This window comes from Gammaproteobacteria bacterium, from assembly GCA_013696315.1.
Taxonomy (GTDB): domain Bacteria; phylum Pseudomonadota; class Gammaproteobacteria; order JACCYU01; family JACCYU01; genus JACCYU01.
Map to the genome: position 1 here is coordinate 1 of JACCYU010000096.1, position 22,856 is coordinate 22,856.

The following is a 22,856-nucleotide window of genomic DNA, read 5'->3' on the forward strand; positions in this document are numbered from 1 at the left end:
GCAATCTGCCGGTAACGCCAACCCCATGACAAACGCAGACTCAACTCCGCACGCTCCGACCGCGTCAATCTCGTATACCTTGCCATGCAACACCTCCGGTCTCACCATCATAGGCGTTGCACTAGAAGCTTGAGACCACCCACGCAATTCTACAATCTCGGCGACGGTCACACGGCCGTCTCGGAGGGACAGGAGCTGATCGACATCGGCAAGCCGATTGCGCGCGCGATTACCGGCGGCACCGTGCCCTTTAAGAATGCAAGCGGCGAAGCCGTACAGAAGCTGCTCGGCTTCAACGTGACCGCGGGCGTGAACCTGCGCTTTCGCCTCAAGGTGGACGACTTCCGCGCGGACTTGTTGTAGACGATGTGCCGGGCCGGTGGGTTATGGCGCGCGCGCCTTAACCCACCGGCGAAAGTGGCGATCCTTGCAATCAGCGTTGGGCTACGGCCTTCGGTCCAATCCAACCTCCCAATCCGAGCACGAGACTATGAAATCTTTGCAATCAACGAGTTTGACCGCGACGCGCTTAATGGCGCTGGGCCTGATGACTAACCCCGCCCTCGCCGCCTCCTTCACCGTCAACTTGACGGGAGATCAAGCCGACAGCGCCGTTGCGGACGGCATCTGCGACACGGACGGCAACCCCGGCACCGGACTCCAATGCACCTTGCGGGCGGCCATCCAGCAGACGAACGCTACATCCAGCGCGGACACCATCAACTTCGCCATCCCCGGCGTCGGGATAAAGACCATCCTTCCGACCAGTGCGCTGGAGATCACGCAGCCAGTAACCATCAACGGCTACACCCAGCCGGGCGCCAAGCCCAACACCAAGAAGGTAGGCGACGATGCGATCGTACTCATGCAGCTCGCCGAAACCTTCGCCGGGAACAACGGTGATGGCCTCAGTATCAGCGATACCGGTTCTAATTCCGTGATCAGAGGGCTCGTGATCAACCGCTTCAGCAACTCCGGCATCCGCATTAAGGGCAATAACAACAAGGTGGAGGGCAACTTCCTCGGCACCGACCCCACCGGTACGGTCGATCTCGGCAACGGCGACTTCGGCGGCGTGCTTGTTAACAATGGCGACGCCAACACCATCGGAGGCAACTCGCCTGCTGACCGCAACCTGATCTCGGGCAACCAAGTCGGCGTCTCCCTCAACGTCGGCTCGGTCGGCAACAAGGTGCAAGGCAACTACATCGGCACTGATAAGAACGGCACCGCTGCTTTGGGCAACGATCGCGACGGCGTCGAGATCGTCGATGCATCTCGCAGCACCATCGGAGGCAGCGTGGCCGAGGCCAACATCATCGCCTTCAACGGACTGGGCGGGGTCGTCATCAAGTCATTCTTCGCAGATGGCGATGCCTCCGGTAACCGCATCCAGTTCAACTCGATCTTCGCCAACGGCACGCTAGGCATCGACTTAGGCAACGACGGCCAGAACTCCAACGATCCCAAAGATCCCGACGCCGGTGAAAACGACCTGCAGAACGCGCCGGTCATCACCTCCGCCGCCTTCAGCGGCGAGGGACTCACGATCAAGGGCAAGCTTAACAGCACTCCCAGGAAGGCCTTCCTGGTCGAGTTCTTCGCCAATCCCACAGGCGAGAGCGAAGGCAAGAAATTCATCGGCAATAAGGCCGTGAGCACCAACGCCAACGGCAACGTCAGCTTCACGTTCGTACCGTCCAAGGCGGTCTTTGCAGACAGCGTGACCGCCACGGCGACCAATGTGGTTGCGGCGAATACGTCCGAGTTCTCACTACCGCGCCAGATGTCGACGGATTAAGGACGCCGCGGGGCTCAGCCACCAGTCATTGCGAGGCGTCGTAGCAGACGCGGCAATCTGCCGAACAGATTGCTTCGGCGTCCCTGCCTCGCAATGACTCATTCATTCACGATCGGAGCAAGACCATGACTTTTTTCAATCACGGAAACACAAGCATGGTTCCTGGAGTTTGACCATGGCGGCAGTGGCGACCTTCGCCTTCTCGTCCATCGCGCAGGCGATCCCGCCGGGACAGCGCGACTTCGATACGGGTCCCGTGAGTACTTTCTCGCAATCTTTGGCCATCGTGCCGAACACCAGCGTGACCGTGAACAACGGCAGTAGCGCCCGCGACTGCGAACAGGATCGGGGAATCATCCGCGAAAGACTCTAACGCACCTTTAACTCATGTCAGAGAGACGAGGAGGCAACATGCGAAAAGTAACGCTGCAACTCACTTTAGTGACCGCGCTGTTGCTCGGCAATGCGTGGGCATGGGCGGATACTGACTACACCAGAAAGTCCGCGGACGAATTCTCGTCGGACGTGGCGTCCACGTGGTTCGAACAGCTTTACGACATCGTGAAGGCCGAGGAGACAGCCCCGCCGCCCGCTTCGCGTATCTACGGCATCACCGCCGTCGCGCTGTACGAGGCGCTCGTGGCGGGGACGAAGACGCATCGCCCGCTCGCACGCCAATTGAACGGCCTTACGTCCATGCCGCGGCCCAAGCAGAACAAGAGGTATCACTGGCCGACGGTGGCGAATACGGTGCTTGCCAGGACGATCCGCGGTCTCTATCCGGCCATGTCCAAGGAATCCTTGCGCATGCTCAGGAAACTGAAGCGGCACATCGCGTCCCTGCAGAGTGCGATGGTTAGCAAACAGCTATATCGACGTTCTGCGGCGCACGGCCGGGCGGTGACGAGGGCAATCCTCGACTGGGCCGCCACTGACGGATTTGCGAGCCATAACGAGTGCCCGTATTTCCCTTTATCCGTGCCAGGCGCCTGGGAGCCGACGCCCCCGCTTTTCAGTCCAAGCCCCGCGCAACCCTGCTGGGGTCTCATCCGGCCGATGGTGCTGATTTCGGGGGAGGAATGCGCAGCACCCGGCCATCCGGCGTTCTCCACCGATGTTTCCTCGGACTTCTTTGCGGCCGCACTCGAAGTCTATGAGACGGGCACAAGTCTCAGCGCCGATCAGAAAACGATTGCCGACTACTGGGCCGACGGCGCTGGCGCCACCGGCACGCCGCCGGGACACTGGATCGCGATCGTCAGCCAGATCGCGCGCGAAGACGACTTGTCGTTGGCGGCTGCCGCCGAGGCGTATGCGCGCGTCGGCATTGCCGTGCACGACGCTTTCATCGCGTGCTGGAGCGCGAAGTACTTGTATAACGTGCAGCGTCCCGTGACCTACATCAATGACCATATCGACGCCTATTGGGCGCCTTACACCCCGACGCCGGGCTTTCCGAGCTACACCTCCGGGCACTCGGCGCAATCGGCGGCGGCGGCGCGCGTGCTCACCGACATGTTCGGGATCAAGTCCCTCACCGACACGACGCATAGCGACCACGGGCTGGTGCCTGCCCAGAAGCCCCGCACGTTTGGCTCCTTTGATCAGGCCGCGACCGAGGCGGCGGCATCCAGGCTCTATGGGGGCATTCACTATCCTTTCGACAACGATGACGGTCTTGCGGCCGGACAATGCATCGGTCAGACGATCGTTAACCGTGTGCGCTTCAAGGACGACGATGATTGAGGCTAAGTCAAACGACTCGCACCATCCTGCACGCGCCAGCCTGTCCGCGCTTAATGCGGAACGAAGAGGAAGCGAGGCGCCCGTGCGCTGTTAACCCGCATAACGAACACGTGACAAGAGGAAAGATGACATGACGATCGATCAATCGAAACTTGAAGCCTTCATGCACCAGGCAGTCGCTGGCATGGCGGCCGGCATGTCGGGCGTGATGACCACCATCGGCCACAAGCTCGGCCTGTACAAAGCAATGGCCGGCGATGGCCCGATGACTGCCGCGGAGCTGGCCACAAAGACCGGCACGCACGAGCGCTACGTGCGCGAATGGCTGAACAATCAGGCGGCCGGCGGCTACGTCAGCTACGACCCGGCGGAGCGCACCTATGAACTGCCCGACGAGCAGGCCATGGTGTTAGGGAAAAATAGGAGAGCCCGGCGTTCAATCCACCTGCGGTTGAGGTCGTGGCGAGCTTGTGGCTGGACGAGGAAAAGGTGATCAACGCCTTCCGCACGGGCGATGGCATCGGCTGGCACGAGCATCACCGGCTCTTCTTCGGCACCGAGGCGTTCTTTCGGTGGGGGTACAAGGCCAATCTGACCACGGTCTGGATCCCTGCGCTGGACGGCGTGGACGCAAAGCTGAAGTCCGGCGGCAAGGTGGCCGACGTAGGCTGCGGCCACGGCGCCTCCACCATCGTCATGGCTCGGCCTATCCGAACGCGGCCTTCGTCGGTTTGGATTATCACGCCGGGTCGATCAATACCGCGCGAGCCCGGGCCGAGGAGGCGGGTCTCGATGGCCGGGTGAAATTTGAGATGGCCACGGCGAAGGACTATCCGGGAAACGACTACGACCTGATCTGCTTCATGGACTGTCTGCACGACATGGGCGATCCCCTGGGCGCAGCGAAACATGCTCGCCAGGCGCTGGCCGAGGACGGCGCGGTGCTGCTCGTCGAGCCATTTGCCGGAAATAACGTGGAGGACAACCTCAACGCGGTCGGGCGACTGTACTACGCCGCCTCCACCGCCATCTGCACGGCCAATTCGCTCTCCCAGGAGGTCGGGCTCGCGCTTGGTGCGCAGGCGGGCGAGGCCCGATTGCGCGAGATCATGCGCGATGCCGGCTTCAGTCGCTTCCGCCGCGCCGCCGAGACACCGTTCAACCTGGTGCTGGAGGCGCGACCGTGATAGCGGCACCGGGAAGGGACGAAAGATACGCAGACCTCGCGCGGCCCAGGCGAAGCGTACCCAAACGGCGAAAGCAATCAACAATCGGAGCAGGATCATGAAAAGCTCAATAGGCATCGGTAGTCCTAAGCTGACCCGCAACTTGCTGTTCATCGCGGCGCTTGCGGCCGCGCCGGTTCTCGCGCACGGCCCGGCGCACGATGAGTCGCTCGCGCGACCGCTTAACGACGGAGCGACCGGGAATCAAGACTTTTTTCCCACCCACCTGCTCGCGCCCGTGTGCGGATTGCACGAGCATCACGGCGCGCATGGCAAACATGCGGCGTACGCGCGACGCCTGGAGCTGGCGAAGCTTGCGCAAGAGTAAGGTTCGATGTTCGATGATGATCCGCCCTTGTACGATAACCTGGGCGAGCTCAGCTATCCGATCACAACGGATAACCCGATGGCGCAGCGCTACTTTGACCAGGGGCTGCGCCTGGCCTACGCCTTCAATCACGTGGAGGCCTGGCGCGCTTTCCGCAAAGCGCGGCAGCTCGACCCGGAGTGCGCGATGTGCTACTGGGGCGAGGCTTTCGCCCTTGGCCCGAACATCAATGCACCGATTGAGCCGGCGGCGATGAGACAGGCGGTCGCCGCGATCGAGAACGCCAAGGCAAGAATGACAGATGAGAACGCGCGCGAACGCGCGCTGATCCAAGCATTGGAAAAGCGCTACTCGATAGAACCCGAGGCCGATCAGGCGGCACTCAACGAGGCTTATGCGAACGCAATGGGCGAAGTAGCGGCGCGCTTCCCGGGCGATGTCGATATCGCCTCGATGTACGCCGATGCGCTAATGAACCTCTCGCCCTGGAATTACTGGGAGGCGGATGGCCTTACGCTGAAAGCTCCGGTGGGTAAGCTCGTCGAGACGCTGGGCCGCGCGCTGGCAAAAGCGCCGAATCATCCGTACGCGATTCACCTGTATATCCACGCGATGGAGGCTTCCAAAGCGCCGGAGCGCGCGGAAGTTTATGCCGATCGGCTGGGCGCGCAGATACCCGGCGCCGGACATCTCTTGCACATGCCCTTCCACATCTACTTCCGCACCGGCCGCTTTCGGGACGCCATCGCGGTCAACGAGAATGCGGTCGCGGCGGACGAAGCGTACCTGGCGCGAGCCGGCTCGGAAGCGAGCGAGATGTACGCCTTCGGCTACTATCCGCACAACGTGCATTCGCTGCTGGAATCGGCGCGCATGGCGGGCGACGCTAAAACCGCGCTTGTGGCCTCCCGGAAGCTGCCAGGCCTGCTGTCCGACTCTGTGACGGCCGCCGTTCCCTGGGTGCAGATGATCGAGGCCGCGCCTTATTTTGCCCATGCGCAGTTCAGCGATCCGGCCATCACCCTGCGCGAACCCGATCCCGGCAACCGCTTTCCCTACGTCAAGGCCATGTGGCACTACGCGCGCGGGGTGGCGCTGGCCGCGCGCGGCGACACAAACGCCGCGCGCCGCGAGGCTGATGCCATCGCCGTCATCGGCAAAGATGAGGATATCAGCGCGCTGGACGCGGGCGGCGTACCGGCCAGCGAATTGCTGCGACTGGCGCGCCGGGTCGTCGCCGGGCGGATCGCGCAGGCTGAGCACAATTATGAGCGCGCGGTCGGCGAGTTCCGGCAGGCGGTCAAGATTCAGGATTCACTGTTCTATATGGAGCCGCCTTTCTGGTATTACCCGGTCAGCCAGTCACTGGGCGCGGCCCTGCTGCAGGCGGATCGCTTCACCGATGCCGAGACTGTATTTCGGGAAAGTCTCGCGGGCTAGGTGACCGCGCCAACATCGATCTCGCCCAGCTTTAGCCATACGCAATAGTCATTGCGTTTCCTTGAAGTACCTGGCGTCGCGCAACAGGATTGCACGCGGCACCGTACGCCAGTGGACTGTTATGGCTAAAGGCGTAGTGAACCGTAGGCCGCCGATCCCTTGGCGACAGCGCGTTGGGAAAGGATTACCGACCTACCAGCTTGTCGGCAAAGGATTGCCGACCTACAGCTTCTGAAATACCTGATTTAGCCGCCTAATTGTTCTGAATCACAATCTTCGGGAAGCGGGCGCTGAAATCCTTGCCCCTCAACGCGAGCTTCGCCGCGGTGCGGCGCGCGATGTCGCGATAGATTGCCGCCACCTTGCCATCCGGGTCGGCCACCACGGTGGGCGTGCCGCTGTCGGCCTGTTCGCGGATGTGGATGTCCAGCGGCAGCGAACCCAGCACGTCCACGCCGTAGTCCCGGCTCATGCGCTCAGCACCCCCCTCGCCGAAAATATGCTCCTCGTGGCCGCAATTCGAACAGATGTGCGTGCTCATGTTTTCGACGATGCCGAGCACGGGCACATCGACCTTCTCGAACATTTTCAGGCCCCGGCGCGCATCCAGCAGCGCGATGTCCTGCGGCGTGGTGACGATGACCGCGCCCGAGACCGGAATCTTCTGTGCCAGGGTTAATTGAATATCCCCGGTGCCGGGCGGCAGATCGACGATCAGATAATCGAGATCGCGCCAGCGCGTATCGTTCAGCAACTGCTCCAGCGCCTGCGTGACCATGGGGCCGCGCCAGATCATGGGCGTTTCTTCGTCGATCAGAAAGCCAATCGACATGGCCTGAATGCCGTGGTTTTCTTTCGGCTCCAGACTCTTGCCGTCCTTCGATTCCGGCTGGCCGACAAGCCCCAGCATGCGCGGCTGGCTGGGACCGTAAATATCCGCGTCCAGAATACCCGCCACAGCACCTTCGGCCGCCAGCGCCAGTGCCAGGTTTACCGCGGTGGTGGACTTGCCGACGCCGCCCTTGCCCGAGGCAACAGCGATGATGTTCTTGACGTTCTGCATGGGCTTGAGCGACTTTTGCACGGCGCGCGACTGAATCTTCCACGACACATCGACCCGCGCCTCACGCACGCCTGCAACACCCTCGACCGCCTCACGCACCCGCGCGGCCAATTCGTCTTTGAAGCCTTCGGCCGGGTAACCGAGCACGACGTTCACATGGACACGGCGGCCATCGATCGCGATATCGGCAATCGATTTTTCCGAGACCAGGTCCGTGCCCGAATGGGGATCGATCACGCCTTTGAGCGCCGCTTCGACCTGTTCGCGGGATAGTTCCGTCACTGGATAATTCCTCCTGGTATGCCGGTAAGCGCAGTGGTCGCGGCTGGAGCGCCGCGCCTGTGTGTCGCAAAGTGAATGGGGACGCGATCCGCGTTAGCGGGCCGGCACAAACCACGATAATAATGAGCCTCGATTGTATCGCATGCGGCACGGCGCGATAACCCGACCGGCCGTGGCGGTGATAAAGTCTAGCTGTTAAGGTGCGATGTTAAAGTCAACATTCACTTGGAGCCTCTCCCAGAACTCGTTTGTCATTCTGAGAGAAGCGAAGAATCTGTACCAACGCTTGAGTGGTACAAGATTTATCAGTCGTTGCACTCCTTCAGAATGACAGGCTTAATCCTGGCTATGCTCATAATAAATAGCTGGCATCCAGGCGCCACCCAGCAAGATCTGAATGAGTAACGCGAAAAGAAAAATCCTCGTCACCAGCGCGCTGCCCTACGCCAACGGGCCTATCCATCTGGGGCATCTCGTGGAATATATCCAGACCGACATCTGGGTACGCTTCCAGAAGCTGCGCGGCCACGACTGCATTTACGTATGCGCCGACGATTCTCACGGCACGCCGATCATGCTGAAAGCGCGCGAGCTTGGCGTTACGCCCGAGCACTTAATCGAACGAATTGGACGCGAGCATCAGGCGGACTTCAGGGATTTTCTCGTCGGCTTTGACAACTACCACAGCACGCACTCCGAGGAGAATCGCGCGCTTTCGGAGCACATCTACCGTCGGCTGAACGAACGGGGATTCATCGCGAAGCGCACCATCTCGCAGGCCTTCGATCCGGAAGTCAAAATGTTCCTGCCCGACCGCTTCATCAAGGGCGAGTGCCCGCGCTGCGGCGCGCCGGATCAGTACGGCGATTCGTGCGAGGTGTGCGGCGCGACGTACGCGCCGACGGACCTTAAAAATCCGCGTTCCGTGTTATCGGGCGCGGTGCCGGAAACCCGTGAATCGGAACATTACTTTTTCACCCTGGGCAAATTCGAGCACGACCTGGCGGCGTGGATGCAAACCGGCTCGCTGCAGCCGGAGATCCGCAACAAGCTCAACGAATGGTTCGAAGCCGGCCTCAAGGACTGGGATATTTCGCGCGACGCGCCCTACTTCGGCTTCGAGATTCCGGATGCGCCAGGAAAGTATTTTTATGTGTGGCTGGACGCGCCGATCGGCTACATGGCGAGTTTCAAGATTTACTGCGACCGCGAAGGCGTCGCCTTCGACCATTACTGGGCCGAAAGCAGCGAGGCCGAGCTTTATCACTTCATCGGCAAGGACATTGCCTATTTCCACACCTTGTTCTGGCCGGCGATGCTGCAAGGGGCCGGCTTTCGCAAACCCACCGGCGTCTACTGCCACGGCTTCCTCACCGTCAACGGGCAGAAGATGTCCAAGTCCCGCGGCACCTTCATCATGGCGCGCACGTATCTGGAACACGTCAAAAACCCGGAGTATCTGCGCTATTACTTCGCCGCCAAGCTGCGCGCCGGCGTGGATGACATCGACCTGAATTTCGATGACTTCGTTGCGCGAGTGAATAGCGACCTCGTGGGCAAATTCGTGAACATCGCCAGCCGTTGCGCCGGCTTCATCATCAAACACTTCGATGAGAAACTCGGCGAGCCGGATTTCAGGACGGAATTCGAATATAACTCCGCGTTGGACTCGGACGAAATTGCCGGTTATTACGAATCACGCGAATACGGCAAGGCGGTGCGCAAGATCATGCAACTCGCCGATTCCGCGAACCAGTACGTAGACGCGAGGAAACCCTGGGAGCTCGCCAAACAACCTCACAAGCGTGTTGAACTACACACCGTTTGCTCGACAGCGCTCGCGCTGTTTCGCGACCTGGTGCTATATATTTCGCCGATACTTCCGTCTGTCGCGGCAGCCGCGGAGAAATTTCTTAATATCCCGAAGCTGCAATGGATAGATACGAGCGAGCCTCTTGTGGAAGGACACCGGATAAACCCCTACAAACCACTTTTAACCCGTATCGGTAAAGACGAGATTAACGCCATGATCGACGCCTCGAAAGAAACCGTCAGCAACACCCCGGCCGCCGCCACCATTGAGCAAACCGTGCTGGAGAAAGACCCGATAGCACCTGAGGTCAATTTTGAGGACTTCGCCAAGCTGGACCTGCGCCTAGCCGAAATCGTGCAGGCGCAGCCGGTGGAAGGCGCGGACAAACTCCTGCAATTGCGCATTAATCTCGGCGGCGAAACGCGCACGGTGTTCGCCGGCATCAAGCAGGCCTACACGCCGGAGCAACTGATCGGACGGCTGACGATCGTCGTCGCCAACCTCGCGCCACGCAAGATGCGATTCGGCCTCTCCGAAGGCATGGTGCTCGCCGCCGGCCCCGGCGGCAAGGACATCTTCCTGCTCAAGCCGGACGCGGGCGCGAAGGCGGGTATGCGGGTGAAATGAATAAGCTGCGCGCTGCACCGTAATCATTGTTAGCCCTCAAAAAGCCGTGGCTCAATTGCTCAACAAGTTCGGGTTTGTAAGTACTCGTGGCCCGAAGGTCGGTCACTGCAACATTTGTGATTCTTGCGGGCCATTGACCGAGGATCACATACCACCAAAGGGTACTCTCGGAATCCCGCAAGCCGACTTATTACACATCGTTGAATTGCTGGGTGCCGAACGCCCAGCAGGAAGAAAGAAGAGAAGGCATATGCAGAGCGGCGTCAACTTCCGCAGCTTGTGTGAACACTGTAACAGTTCGCTTCTTGGCGCCACATATGATCGAGCACTTATTGAATTCAGTAATAGCGTCGCACGTTTGCTCAAGTCCGCTATCACCGTCCCAGAAGTTACCGCTGTCACAATCACCCCCGGCTTGGTAGCTCGTTCCGTTTTGGGTCACTTGTTCGCTCTCGGCATTGAACGCAGGGAGCGCGACCCGCTGCTTACGGAAGCAGCATACTTCTTCGGTGACATTAGCCGCCCGCTCCCTGACGGAATAGACATCTACTATTGGGTTTATCCTTATCGGCGTCAGGTCGCGATTCGCGACGGCGCGCTGCTTACCGACTTCTTCAAATCCCCACCGATCCAATTTTGGTGCCTAAAGTATTTTCCATTGGGCTTCATGATCACTTGGGGCAATAAGCATCCTGATCGGGTTCATTTGCCAAGACTAATAGATTTCATGCTCAACGCAGGCATCCATCCTGCCGATGTGCGGTTGCACCTGCGCTCTTTCCCATATTCGACCTGGCCGGAAGCCCCAGGGGAAACGGGGGCGGTACTCTACGGAGATGCTTCATTTGCCGCGATTTCGCCCCGAAGCTAATAAGGCGTTCCAGTAGCTTGTAAGGTGCGCTGCGCGCACCGGGCTTATCCGGCGTGCGCTACCAGCTTTCGCCGCGAACGACATCAAAGCGAATCTGGCGCTGCGGATCAAACGGTCGCGACCTGCCTCATGCGATCACCGCTACTCCAAACAGGTAGGGATGCAGGGTGAGAAAAAGGCTGTACGCGACAAGGCCCGCGATTACGGTCATTAGATCTTTGACCACGGGCTGCCTCATAGCTGACATCTTCGCTCCGCGCTTGCTGGCCAACCACATGTCGATCAAAGCGAAGCTGCCCAGGCCGCCGAACAGCACTAGCGATGCCAGATCGCCGTTGGCCAGCAGGTGTGCGGCGGCCCATGCGCTGACACCCCACAGCATAGGGTGCGCCGTGAACCGTTTGATGTTCGTTGGAAGGTACGCGGCTGCGAGGAGGACAAACCCGAGCGGGGTGATCAGCAATGCTGCCGCGCGCCCCCAGCCTGGGGGCTGCCACAAGGCCACGAAATCAGCGGCGCTTTTGCCAAAGATGATCAATAACAGCCCGACTAAAGCAACGCCCGAGAAGAGGACCATGTAACCGCCTTCACCGAACCGCCCTGTCAGCCGTTCACGCAATGCTGGAAAGCCGGGCACCAGATGTACGCCGGCGAAGACGATGATCCCAAGAGTAAGCAGCAGCATGCGTCAGCAGATGAAAGTAGCGTTGATCAAAAGCGTAAGCGCAAGCACATCCGAAGTCGAGTCTTACTCACGAAGGCAGGTCGGGACACGTTGCCCATCGGCAGGTCGCCAACGGGACTGGCGGCCTAAATTAAGCACTAGCTAAAATGCGTCACCCGCCTGTCAAACCGCCGTCGGCCGCAGTTCCGCCAGCAGCTTTGTGAGCGTGACAAGGGCCACGGGTTTGACCAGGTGGGCGTTGAAGCCGACTTCCTCAGAGCGGCGACGGTCTTCCGCCTGTCCCCAGCCGGTCAGGGCCACCAGTGCGATTCTTTTGCCCCACGGCTGTGCGCGTATCTCGCGCGCCGCCTCATAGCCGTTGAGTTTCGGCAGACCGATGTCAAGCAATATGACGTCGGGCCTGAACTTCGCCGCCGCTTCCATCGCTTCAAGGCCGTCAAAAGCGGTGTACGTTTCGTTGCCGGCCATCCTCAACAGCAGGGCGAGAGACGTGGCCGAGTCCCGGTTATCGTCGACTACGAGAATACGGTGGGCCCCGGTGGAGGCCGGCTCGCTGGCGTCAGTCTCTGGTAGCGGCGGCGCTTCGGGCATCGCGGCCGAGGCCGGCAAACGGATTACGAACTCGCTTCCCTGGTCCGCACCGGCACTGCTGGCGGCGACCGTACCGCCGTGCAGCTCCACCAGACTCTTGACCAGCGTCAGACCGATGCCCAGCCCGCTCTGCGAACGTTCCAGCGATGTATCGAGCTGACTGAACATCTCGAATACGGCGGGAAGTTGTTCACTGGAGAGGCCGATGCCGTTGTCCCGCACGCGGATGACGACCTGCTCTTGCTCCGACTCGACCAGCAGGTCAATCCGCCCGTCCGTGTGCGTAAACTTACAGGCGTTGGTAAGCAGGTTGTCTACGACCTGAGCCAGCCGGATTGGGTCCGCGTGCAGGTAAACGGGCTGCGCCGGCAAAGTGACGGAGAGTCTATGGCCCATGATCTCGCACAGGGGGCCGACAGTCTCGAGCGCGTGATTCACCACGGAGGCAAGGTCAACCCGCTCTCTGCGAAGTTCGATTTTGCCGCGGCTGATGCGGCCTACGTCGAGCAAGTCATCTACCAGGTGGACCAAGTGGCCGATTTGACGCTCCATGATGTCCGATGCCGAGCGAACGGCCTGCCGGTCCATGGCCCGTATGATTTGCACGGCGTTGCGGATCGGCGCCAGCGCCGCATCCAGCGGTCGTCAGTGGCGCTGCCTGTGGCGGCTGCTATCTTCTATTCCAGCCGCGCGACCCCGTTGCGCACGTCTTCCGGCGTGAAGATCGTTGGCACGATATCCGCGCCAATGAACTCGGCTTCTTCGAAACCCAGGACCCGCAAGACGCCCTCGTTCCAGCTCGTCGGCCGGCCCAGGTGGTCGGTCGTTAAGGTAGCGTAGTCCCTGACTTGTTCGATGACGATGCGGAACCGGCGCTCCTTGCCGCGCCGCTGATGTTCCTCCCTTCGACGTTCGCTGATGTCGCGGAATACCAGCACGATACCGATGACTCGCCCAGTCTTGTCCCGAATTGGAGCGGCGCTATCGTCGATGGAGCGCTCGCTGCCGTCCCTGCGTATCAGCACGGTGTGGTCCGCAGTCCGACGACATCGCCTTGTGACAACACATTTTTGACTGGATCCTCCACCGACTGGCGGGTTTCTTCGTTAATGATACGGTACACTTCCTCCAGTGGGCGGCCCGCCGCCTCTTCCTGCGACCATCCGGTCAGCGCCTCGGCTACGGCGTTGAGCGTGGTCACGCGACCCTCGCCATCGGTAGATATGATGGCGTCGCCGATGCTGGCGAGCGTGACGCGCAATCGCTCCCGGTGCTCACGCAATGACGTCTCAGTGTTCAGGATACCGCGGGCTACGGCCACGCTCGTCGCGACCGCGATAACCACGCAGACCGCGAGCAGGGTCAGGGCAAAGCCGATGATGGCGTCCATGCTCTTGAAGGCGGCGTCCTTGCTGCGATCGTAGGCCGCGATTGCGTCGATCTGCATCGCGTCGTCCAGAAAGCTCTGAAGCTCGACACGCAGCGTGTGCAGCCGGGCCCCTTTTCCCGCGCTCCGCTGGCGGTTACCGGCACTCAGCAAATCCTCACCGACGGCCGTGAACTCCCGCCACAGGTCGGCAAAGCGGGCCGCAAGCTCGCGCTGGTTAGCCGTAGACACTAGCTGTCGATACGCGGCGAGCAACCGCGCCACGCCCTCCACGTGTTCCGCCGCCGCCAGTCGAGCGACTGGGTCGTCAGTTCGCAGGTGCGTACGCACGTCCAGCGCGTAGCTGAGTACGGCGCTTTCCAGCTCCCGCACTGCCACGCTGCGCGCGCGCGCAGCGTTCGCCAACTCACTCACCTGCCCTTCAATGGACAGCAAACGGACAGTCATTGTCAGGACGGAAACCACCAGCAGGACAATCAGCGTCCCGAATCCGAGCCACAGTTTTTTCGAGCTGCTCATGCGTTCTTTCGCCGGTTCTATTACGCCCCGGTAGCGGGGCAGTCGCTCAGGTAGCTGCGTTTGATTGTACTCTCACATCGGCGGCGGGATTGTTACTGCGAGTAGCAAGAGCATGATCGGGTGCGCCGCGCGCAACCTTCCCGGGCGGAGTCTAAGGATCTTTTCCACGTGCGCACGGCGCACCGTGCGATTCACTGAAGCTGCCCCGAAGCGGATCTTACGCAGTAGCAGTGTCACGCCAGAACGCATCACCAATGCAGTTGCCGGCGCGCGTGCAGTTCCCGCGGCAGCAGGCTTGCATAGATCAGCGCGTTGATCGGCGTCTCGACTCCCGCCTCCCGGCCGAGGCGCACCATCGCGCCGGTCTGGGCTTCGAGCTCGGAAGGCATCCCTGCCATGATGTCGCGCTGCATGGAGGCGGTGGCGTCATCCGGCATGCCGCCCATTAGATCCAGCGCGGTTGCCGGCGCGTCCGGCGGCACATCGACGCCGCGCGCTTTCGCGACGTTCACGATTTCCATCATGGCCTGTTGCAGCATTTTGCGCGTGCCGGGTTGCGTGCGGATGATGCCGACTGGCGCGCGCGCCACGGAACCCACCCCGCCCCAGGCGGCGATGAATAGGAATTTCTCCCACATCGCGGCGTCGATGTCGGGTGCGATCTCGACTGCCAGCCCATGCGCGCGTTCGAAAGCACGATGGATGCGAACCACCCGTTCGCTGCGATGATTGCCCAGTTCGCCGAATTTGACGAATGGTTCGCCGCCGGCGTGACGCACATGGCCCGGCGCTATCACGTAAGCCATCAGACTGCACAGGCCGCCCAGCACTTTCTCGCGAGTTAGTTCAGCGGCAAGTATCGCGGGCGCTTCCACGCCGTTTTGCAGCGGCAGCACGCAACTCGCCGCCCCCAGCATGGGCGACAGTGCGCGCGCCGCGTCCGCCACCTGCCAGGCCTTGACACACAACAGCACCACATCGAACGTGCCTGCATGTTCGGTGCCTTCGACGGCCTGCACGCGCGGCACGGTGAAATCACCCGCGATACTATCGACCCGCAAGCCGCCGGTGCGCAGCGCTTCAAGAGTCTTGCCGCGCGCGACGAACACCACGTCCTCGCCGGCGACCAGCCGGCCGCCGATGTAGCCGCCGATTCCGCCAGTGCCGAAAACGGCTATGCGCATGGATTAAATCCCGCCTGATAATTTAATGAACAACCGCCGAAGGGCCAGGTAAAGCAGCATGATTATTCCCAGCGCGATCGCCACATCGGCCAGATTGAAGAGCATCAGGTGCAACGGCGTCATCACGATATTGACGAAATCCAGCGCGCGCCCGTCGTGCAGCAGCCGGTCGATAACGTTGCTCAAGGTTCCGCCGGCGATCAGCGATCCCGCCGTGATCTGCGTCGCCGTCAGCCCGGACTTTGTCAGCAGAAAAACGATCAGCCCGGCGGCGAACATTCCGGCGGCGACAGTAAACAACCAGTAACGCGACGAGCGCGGCAGGCTGTCGCCGAAGCTCATCATCGTGCCCGCGTTCTCCCAGTGGCTCAGCCGCAGCCAGCCGCCCAGGTAATACCGGGCGGGCGCGTCGGCCAACGTTACGCGCACAGCCGCCTTCGAACCCAGGTCGGCGATTATGCAAAGACACACGATACAGAGTGCCAGCGCGGCGCGTTGGACGATGTTAATGTCTGAGCGATCAGGGAATTTGATCTTGAGCTTTTTCTATCGCGAGTTCGCCATAGCGACGGCGACGGGTAGCGAGCAAGCGATCTACGCCTGGCTGCTTTCGCGCGCGGCGAGCTTCAGCCGCAGAAAGTTCAGCAGGTTGATCGCCGCGAACTGGCGTCTGCGCTCGCGGTCGCCGGGCAGCCGGATGGCGCGCGTCTCCAATTCTCCCTGTATCGTCACGGCGAGCACGACATCGTTCTGCGCCGCGTTTGCCGCTTCGGTATCTTCATCAACGCAGACCGCGGCCAGCCCTGCATCGGCGGCGAACATCGCGCAGGCGCCCGCCGCCATGGTTCCTGCTACCGCTTTCGGATCGACAGGCGTCGGCGCGCCGAACACATGCTCAAGCGCTTCCGCGTTGATGGCGACGACACTGCCGCGCAGGATGTCGTCCACGCCGGGCGTTCGGGTCAGGCGCGCGCTCATCAACCCGCCGGTCATGGTTTCCGCCACCGCGAGCGTGAGCTTTTTTGCGCGCAACAGATCGATCACTGCGAACTCCATGGTCTGCGCATCGATGCCGAATACCAGATCACCCAGAACCGCGCGCAAATTCCGGTCTTCATCGTCCAGCAGGCGTTGCGCGGTGGCCTCATCCCGCGCCCTGGCCGTGATGCGCACCTTGATGCCCTCGATACCGCTCGCCAGCAGCGCCAGGGTCGGATTTCCGGTGTCGTCCAGCGCCGCGATGCGCGTTTCAAGCAATTCGGCGAGACCTGATTCGGACTGGCCCCAGGTGCGCAAGGTGCGGCTCTTGATGATTGCCACCGCGCCCGCGCGCTTCTGCAGATCGGGAACGACCGTGCCCGCGATCATCTCGCGCATCTCGTACGGCACACCAGGCACGGCGTAAATCACTCGGTCGCGCAACGGACAGACGAGTCCCGGCGCGGTGCCGGGCATCTGCGCAATCAGCGACGCGCCCTCCGGCACATCGGCCTGGCGCTGATTGTTTTGCGGCATCTCGCGGCCGCGCGCGACGAAGCGTTCGCGGATGCGCTCGACGATTGCCTCGTCGCGCGCCAGCGCGACGCCCATGATCTCCGCGATCGCCTCGCGCGTGATGTCGTCGTGCGTGGGACCCAGACCACCGCACATGATCACGGCATCATTGCGGTTAAGCGCGATACGCAATGTCTCGACGATGCGCGCGCGGTTGTCGCCCACATGCGTGTGGTAATGACTGTCGATGCCGGCCAGCGCCAGCTGCTCGCCGATCCACGCCGAATTCGTATCTATGTGCTGGCCGAGCAGCAACTCGCTGCCGACGGCAATTACTTCGCAGCGCAACGCTCAGCCTCTATCGATAATGGTCTCTGACGGTCCCAGCCTGCCTTCTCGTTGCACAAGCTGCATGAAGCCTTCCGCGGTGAGCGGCTGACTCAGGTGACAGCCCTGTACCGCGTCACAATCCCATCGCCGCAATAAAGCGAGCTGTTCCGCAGTCTCCACGCCCTCCGCCACGACCTCGAGTTTCAAGCTATGCGCCATGGCGATGATTGCGGAAGCGATGGCGGCGCCATCGGAGTCGGTGGTGATGTCCGCGATAAAGGATCGGTCGATCTTCACCACGTCGATAGGAAAGCGCTTGAGGAAGCTCAAGGATGAATAGCCGGTGCCAAAGCCATCCAGGGCGATTTTGATGCCGAGCTCGTGCAACTGATGCAGAATACCGGCTGCATTCTCCCTGTCCCTTACCAGGCTGCTTTCCGTGAGCTCAACCTCCAGACGCGCCGGCGCCGGTCGCGCCTGCCCGAAAATTTGCGTCAGCGCTGCCATCGCACCGTCGGCGCGCAACTGCCGCGCCGAGACGTTCATCGTAATGGCAACCAGCGGCAGCCCGAGCTGCTCCCACCCCTGCAGCTGATTGCAAACTTGGCTCAGGACCCACTCGCAGATAGACGCGATCATTCCGGTATCCTCGGCGATCGGGATGAACTCGCCGGGCAAGATGCAACCGCGCTCCGGGTGCTGCCACCGCAATAAGGCCTCGCATTTATAGATCTCACCCGTGCCTGTCCTTACGATCGGTTGATAGAGCAGCTCCAATTCGTGACGCGAAATGGCGCGGTGCAAATTACTCTCGACCCAGATTCGCTCGAGCGCACTCGTGTTCATCTCGGCGGTATAGTAATGGTAGCGGTTTCGGCCCTGCTCCTTGGCGCGGTACATGGCGGTATCCGCATTCTTCAGCATCCTGTTCTCGTCGTCGCCGTCCTCCGGATAGATGCTGATCCCGATGCTCGCGCTCGTATAGATCTACTGGCCGTTTAAGCTTATGGGTTGAGCCAGCGTCCGCAAGATTTTTCTCGCGATCTTGCCAATATCCATGGAATGGCTCGGCTGTTCCAGCACTACCGTGAACTCGTCACCGCCAAGGCGCGCGACAGTATCTTCCTCGCGCACGCACTGCATCAGTCTAAGCGCTACCTCTTGCAGCAATTGGTCGCCGGCCTCGTGGCCCAGCGTATCGTTCATGAGCTTGAAACGGTCGAGATCCAGAAACATGACGGCTACGCGCCAACCGTGTCGACGCGCCTGCGCCAAGGCGTGTCTGAGCCGTTCGCGAAGGACGCCGCGGTTGGGCAGTCCGGTAAGGGCATCCCGGTGAGCGAGGTCGTAAAGGTGGCGCTCCGTCGCCTTGCGCTCAGTGATATCCGAGAACACCACGATGTAGTGAGTCGTCCTGCCCCGATCATCGCGCACGCTCTTGAGACTGCCTGATACGGGAGAACTGGCGCCATCCTTGCGCCAGCCGACTGTCTCGCCCTGCCATTGATCCGTGTCGCGGACGGCATGCCGCAGACTCGCGTAGAAACGAGAATTCTGTCGATAAGGATGAAACCAATTCGGCCGCTTACCGACAACCTCGTCCGCTTGATACCCCGTGATCTCGGCAAAAGTCTTGTTCACGGCGACTATGCACAAACGGGTATCCAAAATAAGGATGGCCTCGTTGGTATTCTCGAACACAGCCGACAGCAGCAGCCGTTCCTCGGCCTGCTTGTGTTGCGTGATGTTGAGACGCGAAATCACCGCTCCGCCCTGCGCGCTCTGCAGTTGGGTGATCCACATCCGATACCATTTATCCTCTGTCGCTGCCGCGCGCCGCCTGTATTCGATCATCGCCTCGGAAGCGTCGCGCCTCAGCATCGATTCGACCTCGGCGCCGACCTGTACAGCGACCGGATCACGATGCGCAACCGCGGCGCAGTGCGCCCGATAGTCCGTCGCCAACTTGACGTCGCTCAGCAGTGGGTCGTCCTTCTTCAGGGCCTGCGCCTGCCATGCCCGGTTGATGCTGATAACCCGGCCGGCCCCGTCGACAACCGCGATGCTTGCGCTCAGCGAATAAAGAATGGCATGCACCAGCGCCTCACGCTCTTGCAGCGCCGCCTGCACAAGTCCTTTTCTGACGATTTCGGCCTGCAAATCCCGATTGGCGGACGCTTGCTGTTCACGGGAGTAGCGGACGCGCCGTAGCAGTTCCGCGTTTTCAAAATTCACTCTGAGCGCGCCCGTAAACGACATATGCAGCCGGAGCGACGCCATGCGCATCAGCACCATGAAAAGCAGCGTCATCGCGCCCATGGTGATCTGCGTCGGCTCACTCTCCATCATCAGCCGTGCCGCGTACGGCATTAAGGCGAGCAGCAGGAATGCGAACGCGGCGCCGGGATGTGGCGAGAGCGTAGTTAGACTCGCGGCCGACATGCCCGCCAGCACGGCGCCAATGAGCGCTTGGTAGGGCAGGTTGTCTGCCGGAAACAGCAGAGCACCGAGAATGCCCCAACTGGCTCCCGCCAGCACGACCGCGACCAGCGACAAACGCCCCCAGTATCGCGCCTGGAGCGGCGTGGGCCGGGCGCGGTTGTAAGCAAGAAGCAGAAAATAGCGAGTCGCGGTTAGGACGTTTACGAGTACCAGCCAGCCGACGATCGCGGCGCGTGGCACGTGATCCCAGAGAACAAAGGCAGTGAGGAAAGCAATGATCACCGTGGCGACCAGGCCAATCGGCAACTGCCGATGCAGCAACGCGAGCAGTTCGCCGCGGATCTCGTCCGCGTGGTCGGCCGCGCTTGAGTCGTACGGGATATACTCTGTTGCCGGCGCTACGCGCTGCTCGTCTAGAGTCACGTGTGGTCTACGTCCGAGCTTAAGTGGAGCCACAATCTGTTCATTGACGCGATTCCTGACCGTATCCAAGTTCTATACTGAGCGACCGCCTCAAGATTGACCTGCGACGCCGCTTCAGGTTCGCATTTCGTCAGACTCACACTTCATGTTACTCCCGCTGCGTTCGTAGTGAACCTTCGTGACCGCGCTCGCTGATCCACCTTTGACGTAGATCGCCCGCCGGCATTAACGCCACCTGTGTGACGGACGTGACGCATTCGTAAATGCCTGGCCATGTGTGCCGCTGCCAGGGCGCAATCGAATTTAGTGTTTCTTGTCGCCCGGTCGCATGCCCGCATGCGGACAATCGCGGAATGGCCAGCAGGACCCATACGGTGATTCTACGGCCTGTGCTGCGCCGAATCGGGAACCACCGTAACTTCTCCTGCTAGAACCCGCTTCCATCGCGCCGCAGCTTCGTACAGCCGGCACAGCGGCAACATATATTTTTTCATCGCGAGATTCGCTCGATGGACCTAACCTACCAGATGCTGCGCTACCTCACTTCTCCGGTCGTGGCAATTACCAGCTCGGCCGAGGGGCACCGCACACGGACAGATTGTCAACAGTGCGCAACGCGCGTCGCTGGTGCCAACCGTGCCGCGCGTTTCCATGTATATCTCCAAGACCAACGTTTCGCACGATCTGATCTACGGGAGCGGCGTGTTCGGCATGCATCTGCTGCGCACCGATCAGTGGACGCTGATCTGGCGGCTAGGCCTGCAGAGCGCGCGTGACGTGCCGGACAAGCTGGCCGGGCTGGAACTACGCACCGGCGAGACCGGCTGCCCGCTGCTCGTCGATGTGCTGGCCGGCCTCGAACGCCGCGTGATCAACGCCATGGACACGGGCGCATCGACTTTCTTCCTCGGCGACATCGTATCCGTTATGCGCGGACGCGACGGGCCGCTGATGACCAGCGACCACTTCCGCGCCAACATGCGCGCGGACAAGCAGGTGATCTACGAAAGATTGCTGCAGGCGGCGCAGGGCGAACTGGAGAGCATGGCGCGCAACGTCGAGCCCGCGCGCGCCTGGCCTGGCCCGACGATGCGTCCGTGACGGCGGCTGGTCTGGCACGGACAGAGAGCAAATGTTGCTCCCGCCGGAACAAGTTCACGAGTTTGCCAACACGGATTCCGTTATCGCGTTAATGCAATACTTCGGCAATGTTTGGACACTCCGCGCGTTGCTGCTAATCTCGTGCACAAATGTGCATGAATACGCCTATGAGAACGACGCTGGATATTAACGATGCGAGACCAAAGCCGCCATGAACATCACGGCCATAGACATTCGGAATTTTCGGTCGATCGTATCATTCAACGACAAAGTCCAAGATATCAATATCTTCGTTGGTGCGAATGACGGAGGTAAATCGAACGTGCTCCGAGCCTTGGACCTTTTTTTCAACGGAGGCACACGTCATGGGTACGAGTTTGACTGGGCGCGGGATTACTGCGCATTTGCCCCACCCAAAGTCAAGGCAGCTGAAGAAGTTATTGTCGAGCTTGAGGTAACGCCCCCACGCACCTTCAGTAACAATGTTCCTGTCCTGTGGCGTAAGGTGTGGCGTAAAGGGGGAATTCATCGGGAGTCGATAAGGCATGAGGATCGGTCGGAGCTGAGCTCGCGGTCCAAGCTCCCTGCATTCTTGAATGCCATCCGGTATGACTACGTTCCTGCCATTAAAGGGGAGGATTACTTCCAGACTTTGATGACCAACCTTTACGATATGCTTGAGGCCACAGTCGAGGAACCGGTTCGACAGGCGTCGGGTTCTTTCACTGAAACTATTAACAAAAATACGCAATCCATCCTTAGGGACATCCTGAAGGGTCTAGAGCTGGAGACTACGATTGAATTACCTCCCAGCCTTCGAGATCTGTTTGCCCGGCTCGAATTCACATCGGTATCAGGCGGAAAACCATTCTCGCTCACGCAGCGCGGCGATGGCATCAAGGTGCGACACATCCCAATTGTGTTGCGGTGGCTTGCTGTCCAGGCGAATCATCTTTCAGCACCGGGACGTCCGAAAGCTGTAACCGTATGGGGTTATGAGGAACCGGAGAATAACCTGGAGCTTCATCGGTGTTTTGAATTGGCGAAGGAGTTTGTCCAGAACGCCAAAACCATTCAGACGTTTGTGACCACGCATTCGCCGGCCTTCTACTCCGTGTTCCGTGAAAGCGATCCGGCGACCGTTAAGCTATTCCGGGTGGCTAAGGAAGCATCACCACCGACGACGTCCATCCAGCGGATCACAGGCGATCTGAACTCGCTGGATTTATCTATGGGCCTGCTGGACTTAATTGAGCCGCACATGAGGGAGGCGAGAAAGAACTTGAAACCATGCAAGAACAGCTTGATACGTCGAAACCCACCATATTTTGCGAAGGTCCAAGCGACGTGGCGTTGCTTAAGGCGGCTGTTCGCGACTTCTTTCCCGAAAATGACGATGGGCTCGTCATTCTATGCAGGGTGGTCTCAAGCTTCTAGTGCAACGCCTATGATGGTGAGACCGGAGGTGTTGCATGGCAAGGTATACGAGATTGACGCGGTCGG

The 22,856-nt window shown here is 60.6% G+C and carries 18 protein-coding genes and 4 pseudogenes; 11 read left to right on the forward strand and 11 right to left on the reverse strand.

The window, feature by feature from the left end:
* Positions 1-129: 129 nt before the first annotated feature.
* The 7 genes and pseudogenes from H0V34_05530 to H0V34_05560 all read left to right on the forward strand — a co-directional run bounded on the left by H0V34_05530 (position 130) and on the right by H0V34_05560 (position 6,541).
* Positions 130-363 (forward strand): hypothetical protein, encoded by a 234-nt coding sequence (locus H0V34_05530; GenBank protein ID MBA2491176.1) that lies wholly within the window; start codon positions 130-132, stop codon positions 361-363.
* A gap of 127 nt (positions 364-490) precedes the next feature.
* Positions 491-1,801, forward strand: coding sequence for a hypothetical protein (locus H0V34_05535; protein MBA2491177.1), 1,311 nt, complete (start codon positions 491-493; stop codon positions 1,799-1,801).
* A 175-nt stretch (positions 1,802-1,976) separates the two neighbouring features.
* Entirely contained in the window at positions 1,977-2,174 is a 198-nt protein-coding gene (locus H0V34_05540; protein MBA2491178.1) for a hypothetical protein, read from the forward strand.
* 38 nt (positions 2,175-2,212) lie between these two features.
* Entirely contained in the window at positions 2,213-3,547 is a 1,335-nt protein-coding gene (locus tag H0V34_05545; GenBank protein MBA2491179.1) for a vanadium-dependent haloperoxidase, read from the forward strand.
* 136 nt (positions 3,548-3,683) lie between these two features.
* Positions 3,684-4,734, forward strand: a pseudogene (locus tag H0V34_05550) (class I SAM-dependent methyltransferase).
* A gap of 97 nt (positions 4,735-4,831) precedes the next feature.
* A complete protein-coding gene (locus tag H0V34_05555) occupies positions 4,832-5,101 on the forward strand; it encodes a hypothetical protein (protein MBA2491180.1) in 270 nt (89 codons plus the stop codon).
* Between the two features lie 6 nt (positions 5,102-5,107).
* Positions 5,108-6,541, forward strand: coding sequence for a hypothetical protein (locus tag H0V34_05560; protein ID MBA2491181.1), 1,434 nt, complete (start codon positions 5,108-5,110; stop codon positions 6,539-6,541).
* Between the two features lie 253 nt (positions 6,542-6,794).
* On the opposite strand, the gene apbC is transcribed toward H0V34_05560, so the two are convergent.
* Positions 6,795-7,886, reverse strand: coding sequence for an iron-sulfur cluster carrier protein ApbC (apbC, locus tag H0V34_05565; protein ID MBA2491182.1), 1,092 nt, complete (start codon positions 7,884-7,886; stop codon positions 6,795-6,797).
* A gap of 397 nt (positions 7,887-8,283) precedes the next feature.
* Between apbC and metG the strand changes: the two genes are divergently transcribed.
* Together metG and H0V34_05575 are read left to right on the forward strand one after the other, a co-directional pair.
* Complete coding sequence (metG, locus tag H0V34_05570) at positions 8,284-10,326, forward strand: methionine--tRNA ligase (protein MBA2491183.1); 2,043 nt, start codon at positions 8,284-8,286, stop codon at positions 10,324-10,326.
* Between the two features lie 133 nt (positions 10,327-10,459).
* Entirely contained in the window at positions 10,460-11,197 is a 738-nt protein-coding gene (locus H0V34_05575; protein MBA2491184.1) for a hypothetical protein, read from the forward strand.
* Positions 11,198-11,324: 127 nt separating this feature from the next.
* Here H0V34_05575 and H0V34_05580 read toward each other — a convergent pair whose 3' ends face one another.
* The 10 genes and pseudogenes from H0V34_05580 to H0V34_05625 all read right to left on the reverse strand — a co-directional run bounded on the left by H0V34_05580 (position 11,325) and on the right by H0V34_05625 (position 20,252).
* Positions 11,325-11,882 carry an NnrU family protein gene (locus H0V34_05580; GenBank protein MBA2491185.1) on the reverse strand — a complete coding sequence of 186 codons (558 nt, stop codon included), beginning with the start codon at positions 11,880-11,882 and terminating at the stop codon, positions 11,325-11,327.
* Between the two features lie 162 nt (positions 11,883-12,044).
* A complete protein-coding gene (locus H0V34_05585; GenBank protein MBA2491186.1) occupies positions 12,045-13,079 on the reverse strand; it encodes a response regulator in 1,035 nt (344 codons plus the stop codon).
* 71 nt (positions 13,080-13,150) lie between these two features.
* A pseudogene (locus tag H0V34_05590) lies at positions 13,151-13,920 on the reverse strand (PAS domain S-box protein).
* A gap of 69 nt (positions 13,921-13,989) precedes the next feature.
* Positions 13,990-14,379, reverse strand: a pseudogene (locus tag H0V34_05595) (MCP four helix bundle domain-containing protein).
* Between the two features lie 248 nt (positions 14,380-14,627).
* A complete protein-coding gene (locus H0V34_05600) occupies positions 14,628-15,563 on the reverse strand; it encodes a 2-dehydropantoate 2-reductase (GenBank protein ID MBA2491187.1) in 936 nt (311 codons plus the stop codon).
* Positions 15,564-15,566: 3 nt separating this feature from the next.
* Positions 15,567-16,034 carry a signal peptidase II gene (locus tag H0V34_05605; protein MBA2491188.1) on the reverse strand — a complete coding sequence of 156 codons (468 nt, stop codon included), beginning with the start codon at positions 16,032-16,034 and terminating at the stop codon, positions 15,567-15,569.
* A gap of 123 nt (positions 16,035-16,157) precedes the next feature.
* Positions 16,158-17,405, reverse strand: coding sequence for a CinA family nicotinamide mononucleotide deamidase-related protein (locus H0V34_05610; GenBank protein ID MBA2491189.1), 1,248 nt, complete (start codon positions 17,403-17,405; stop codon positions 16,158-16,160).
* Between the two features lie 3 nt (positions 17,406-17,408).
* Positions 17,409-18,311, reverse strand: a complete 903-nt coding sequence (locus H0V34_05615; protein ID MBA2491190.1) for an EAL domain-containing protein — start codon at positions 18,309-18,311, stop codon at positions 17,409-17,411.
* Positions 18,255-18,374: pseudogene (locus H0V34_05620) on the reverse strand (diguanylate cyclase). Before H0V34_05620 ends, H0V34_05615 begins: the two are co-directional and overlap by 57 nt.
* Complete coding sequence (locus H0V34_05625; GenBank protein ID MBA2491191.1) at positions 18,375-20,252, reverse strand: diguanylate cyclase; 1,878 nt, start codon at positions 20,250-20,252, stop codon at positions 18,375-18,377.
* Positions 20,253-20,849: 597 nt separating this feature from the next.
* Between H0V34_05625 and H0V34_05630 the strand changes: the two genes are divergently transcribed.
* Both H0V34_05630 and H0V34_05635 read left to right on the forward strand, forming a co-directional pair.
* Positions 20,850-21,353, forward strand: a complete 504-nt coding sequence (locus H0V34_05630) for a flavin reductase (GenBank protein ID MBA2491192.1) — start codon at positions 20,850-20,852, stop codon at positions 21,351-21,353.
* Between the two features lie 211 nt (positions 21,354-21,564).
* A partial coding sequence (locus H0V34_05635; GenBank protein ID MBA2491193.1) for an AAA family ATPase occupies positions 21,565-22,856 on the forward strand: 1,292 nt, incomplete at its 3' end.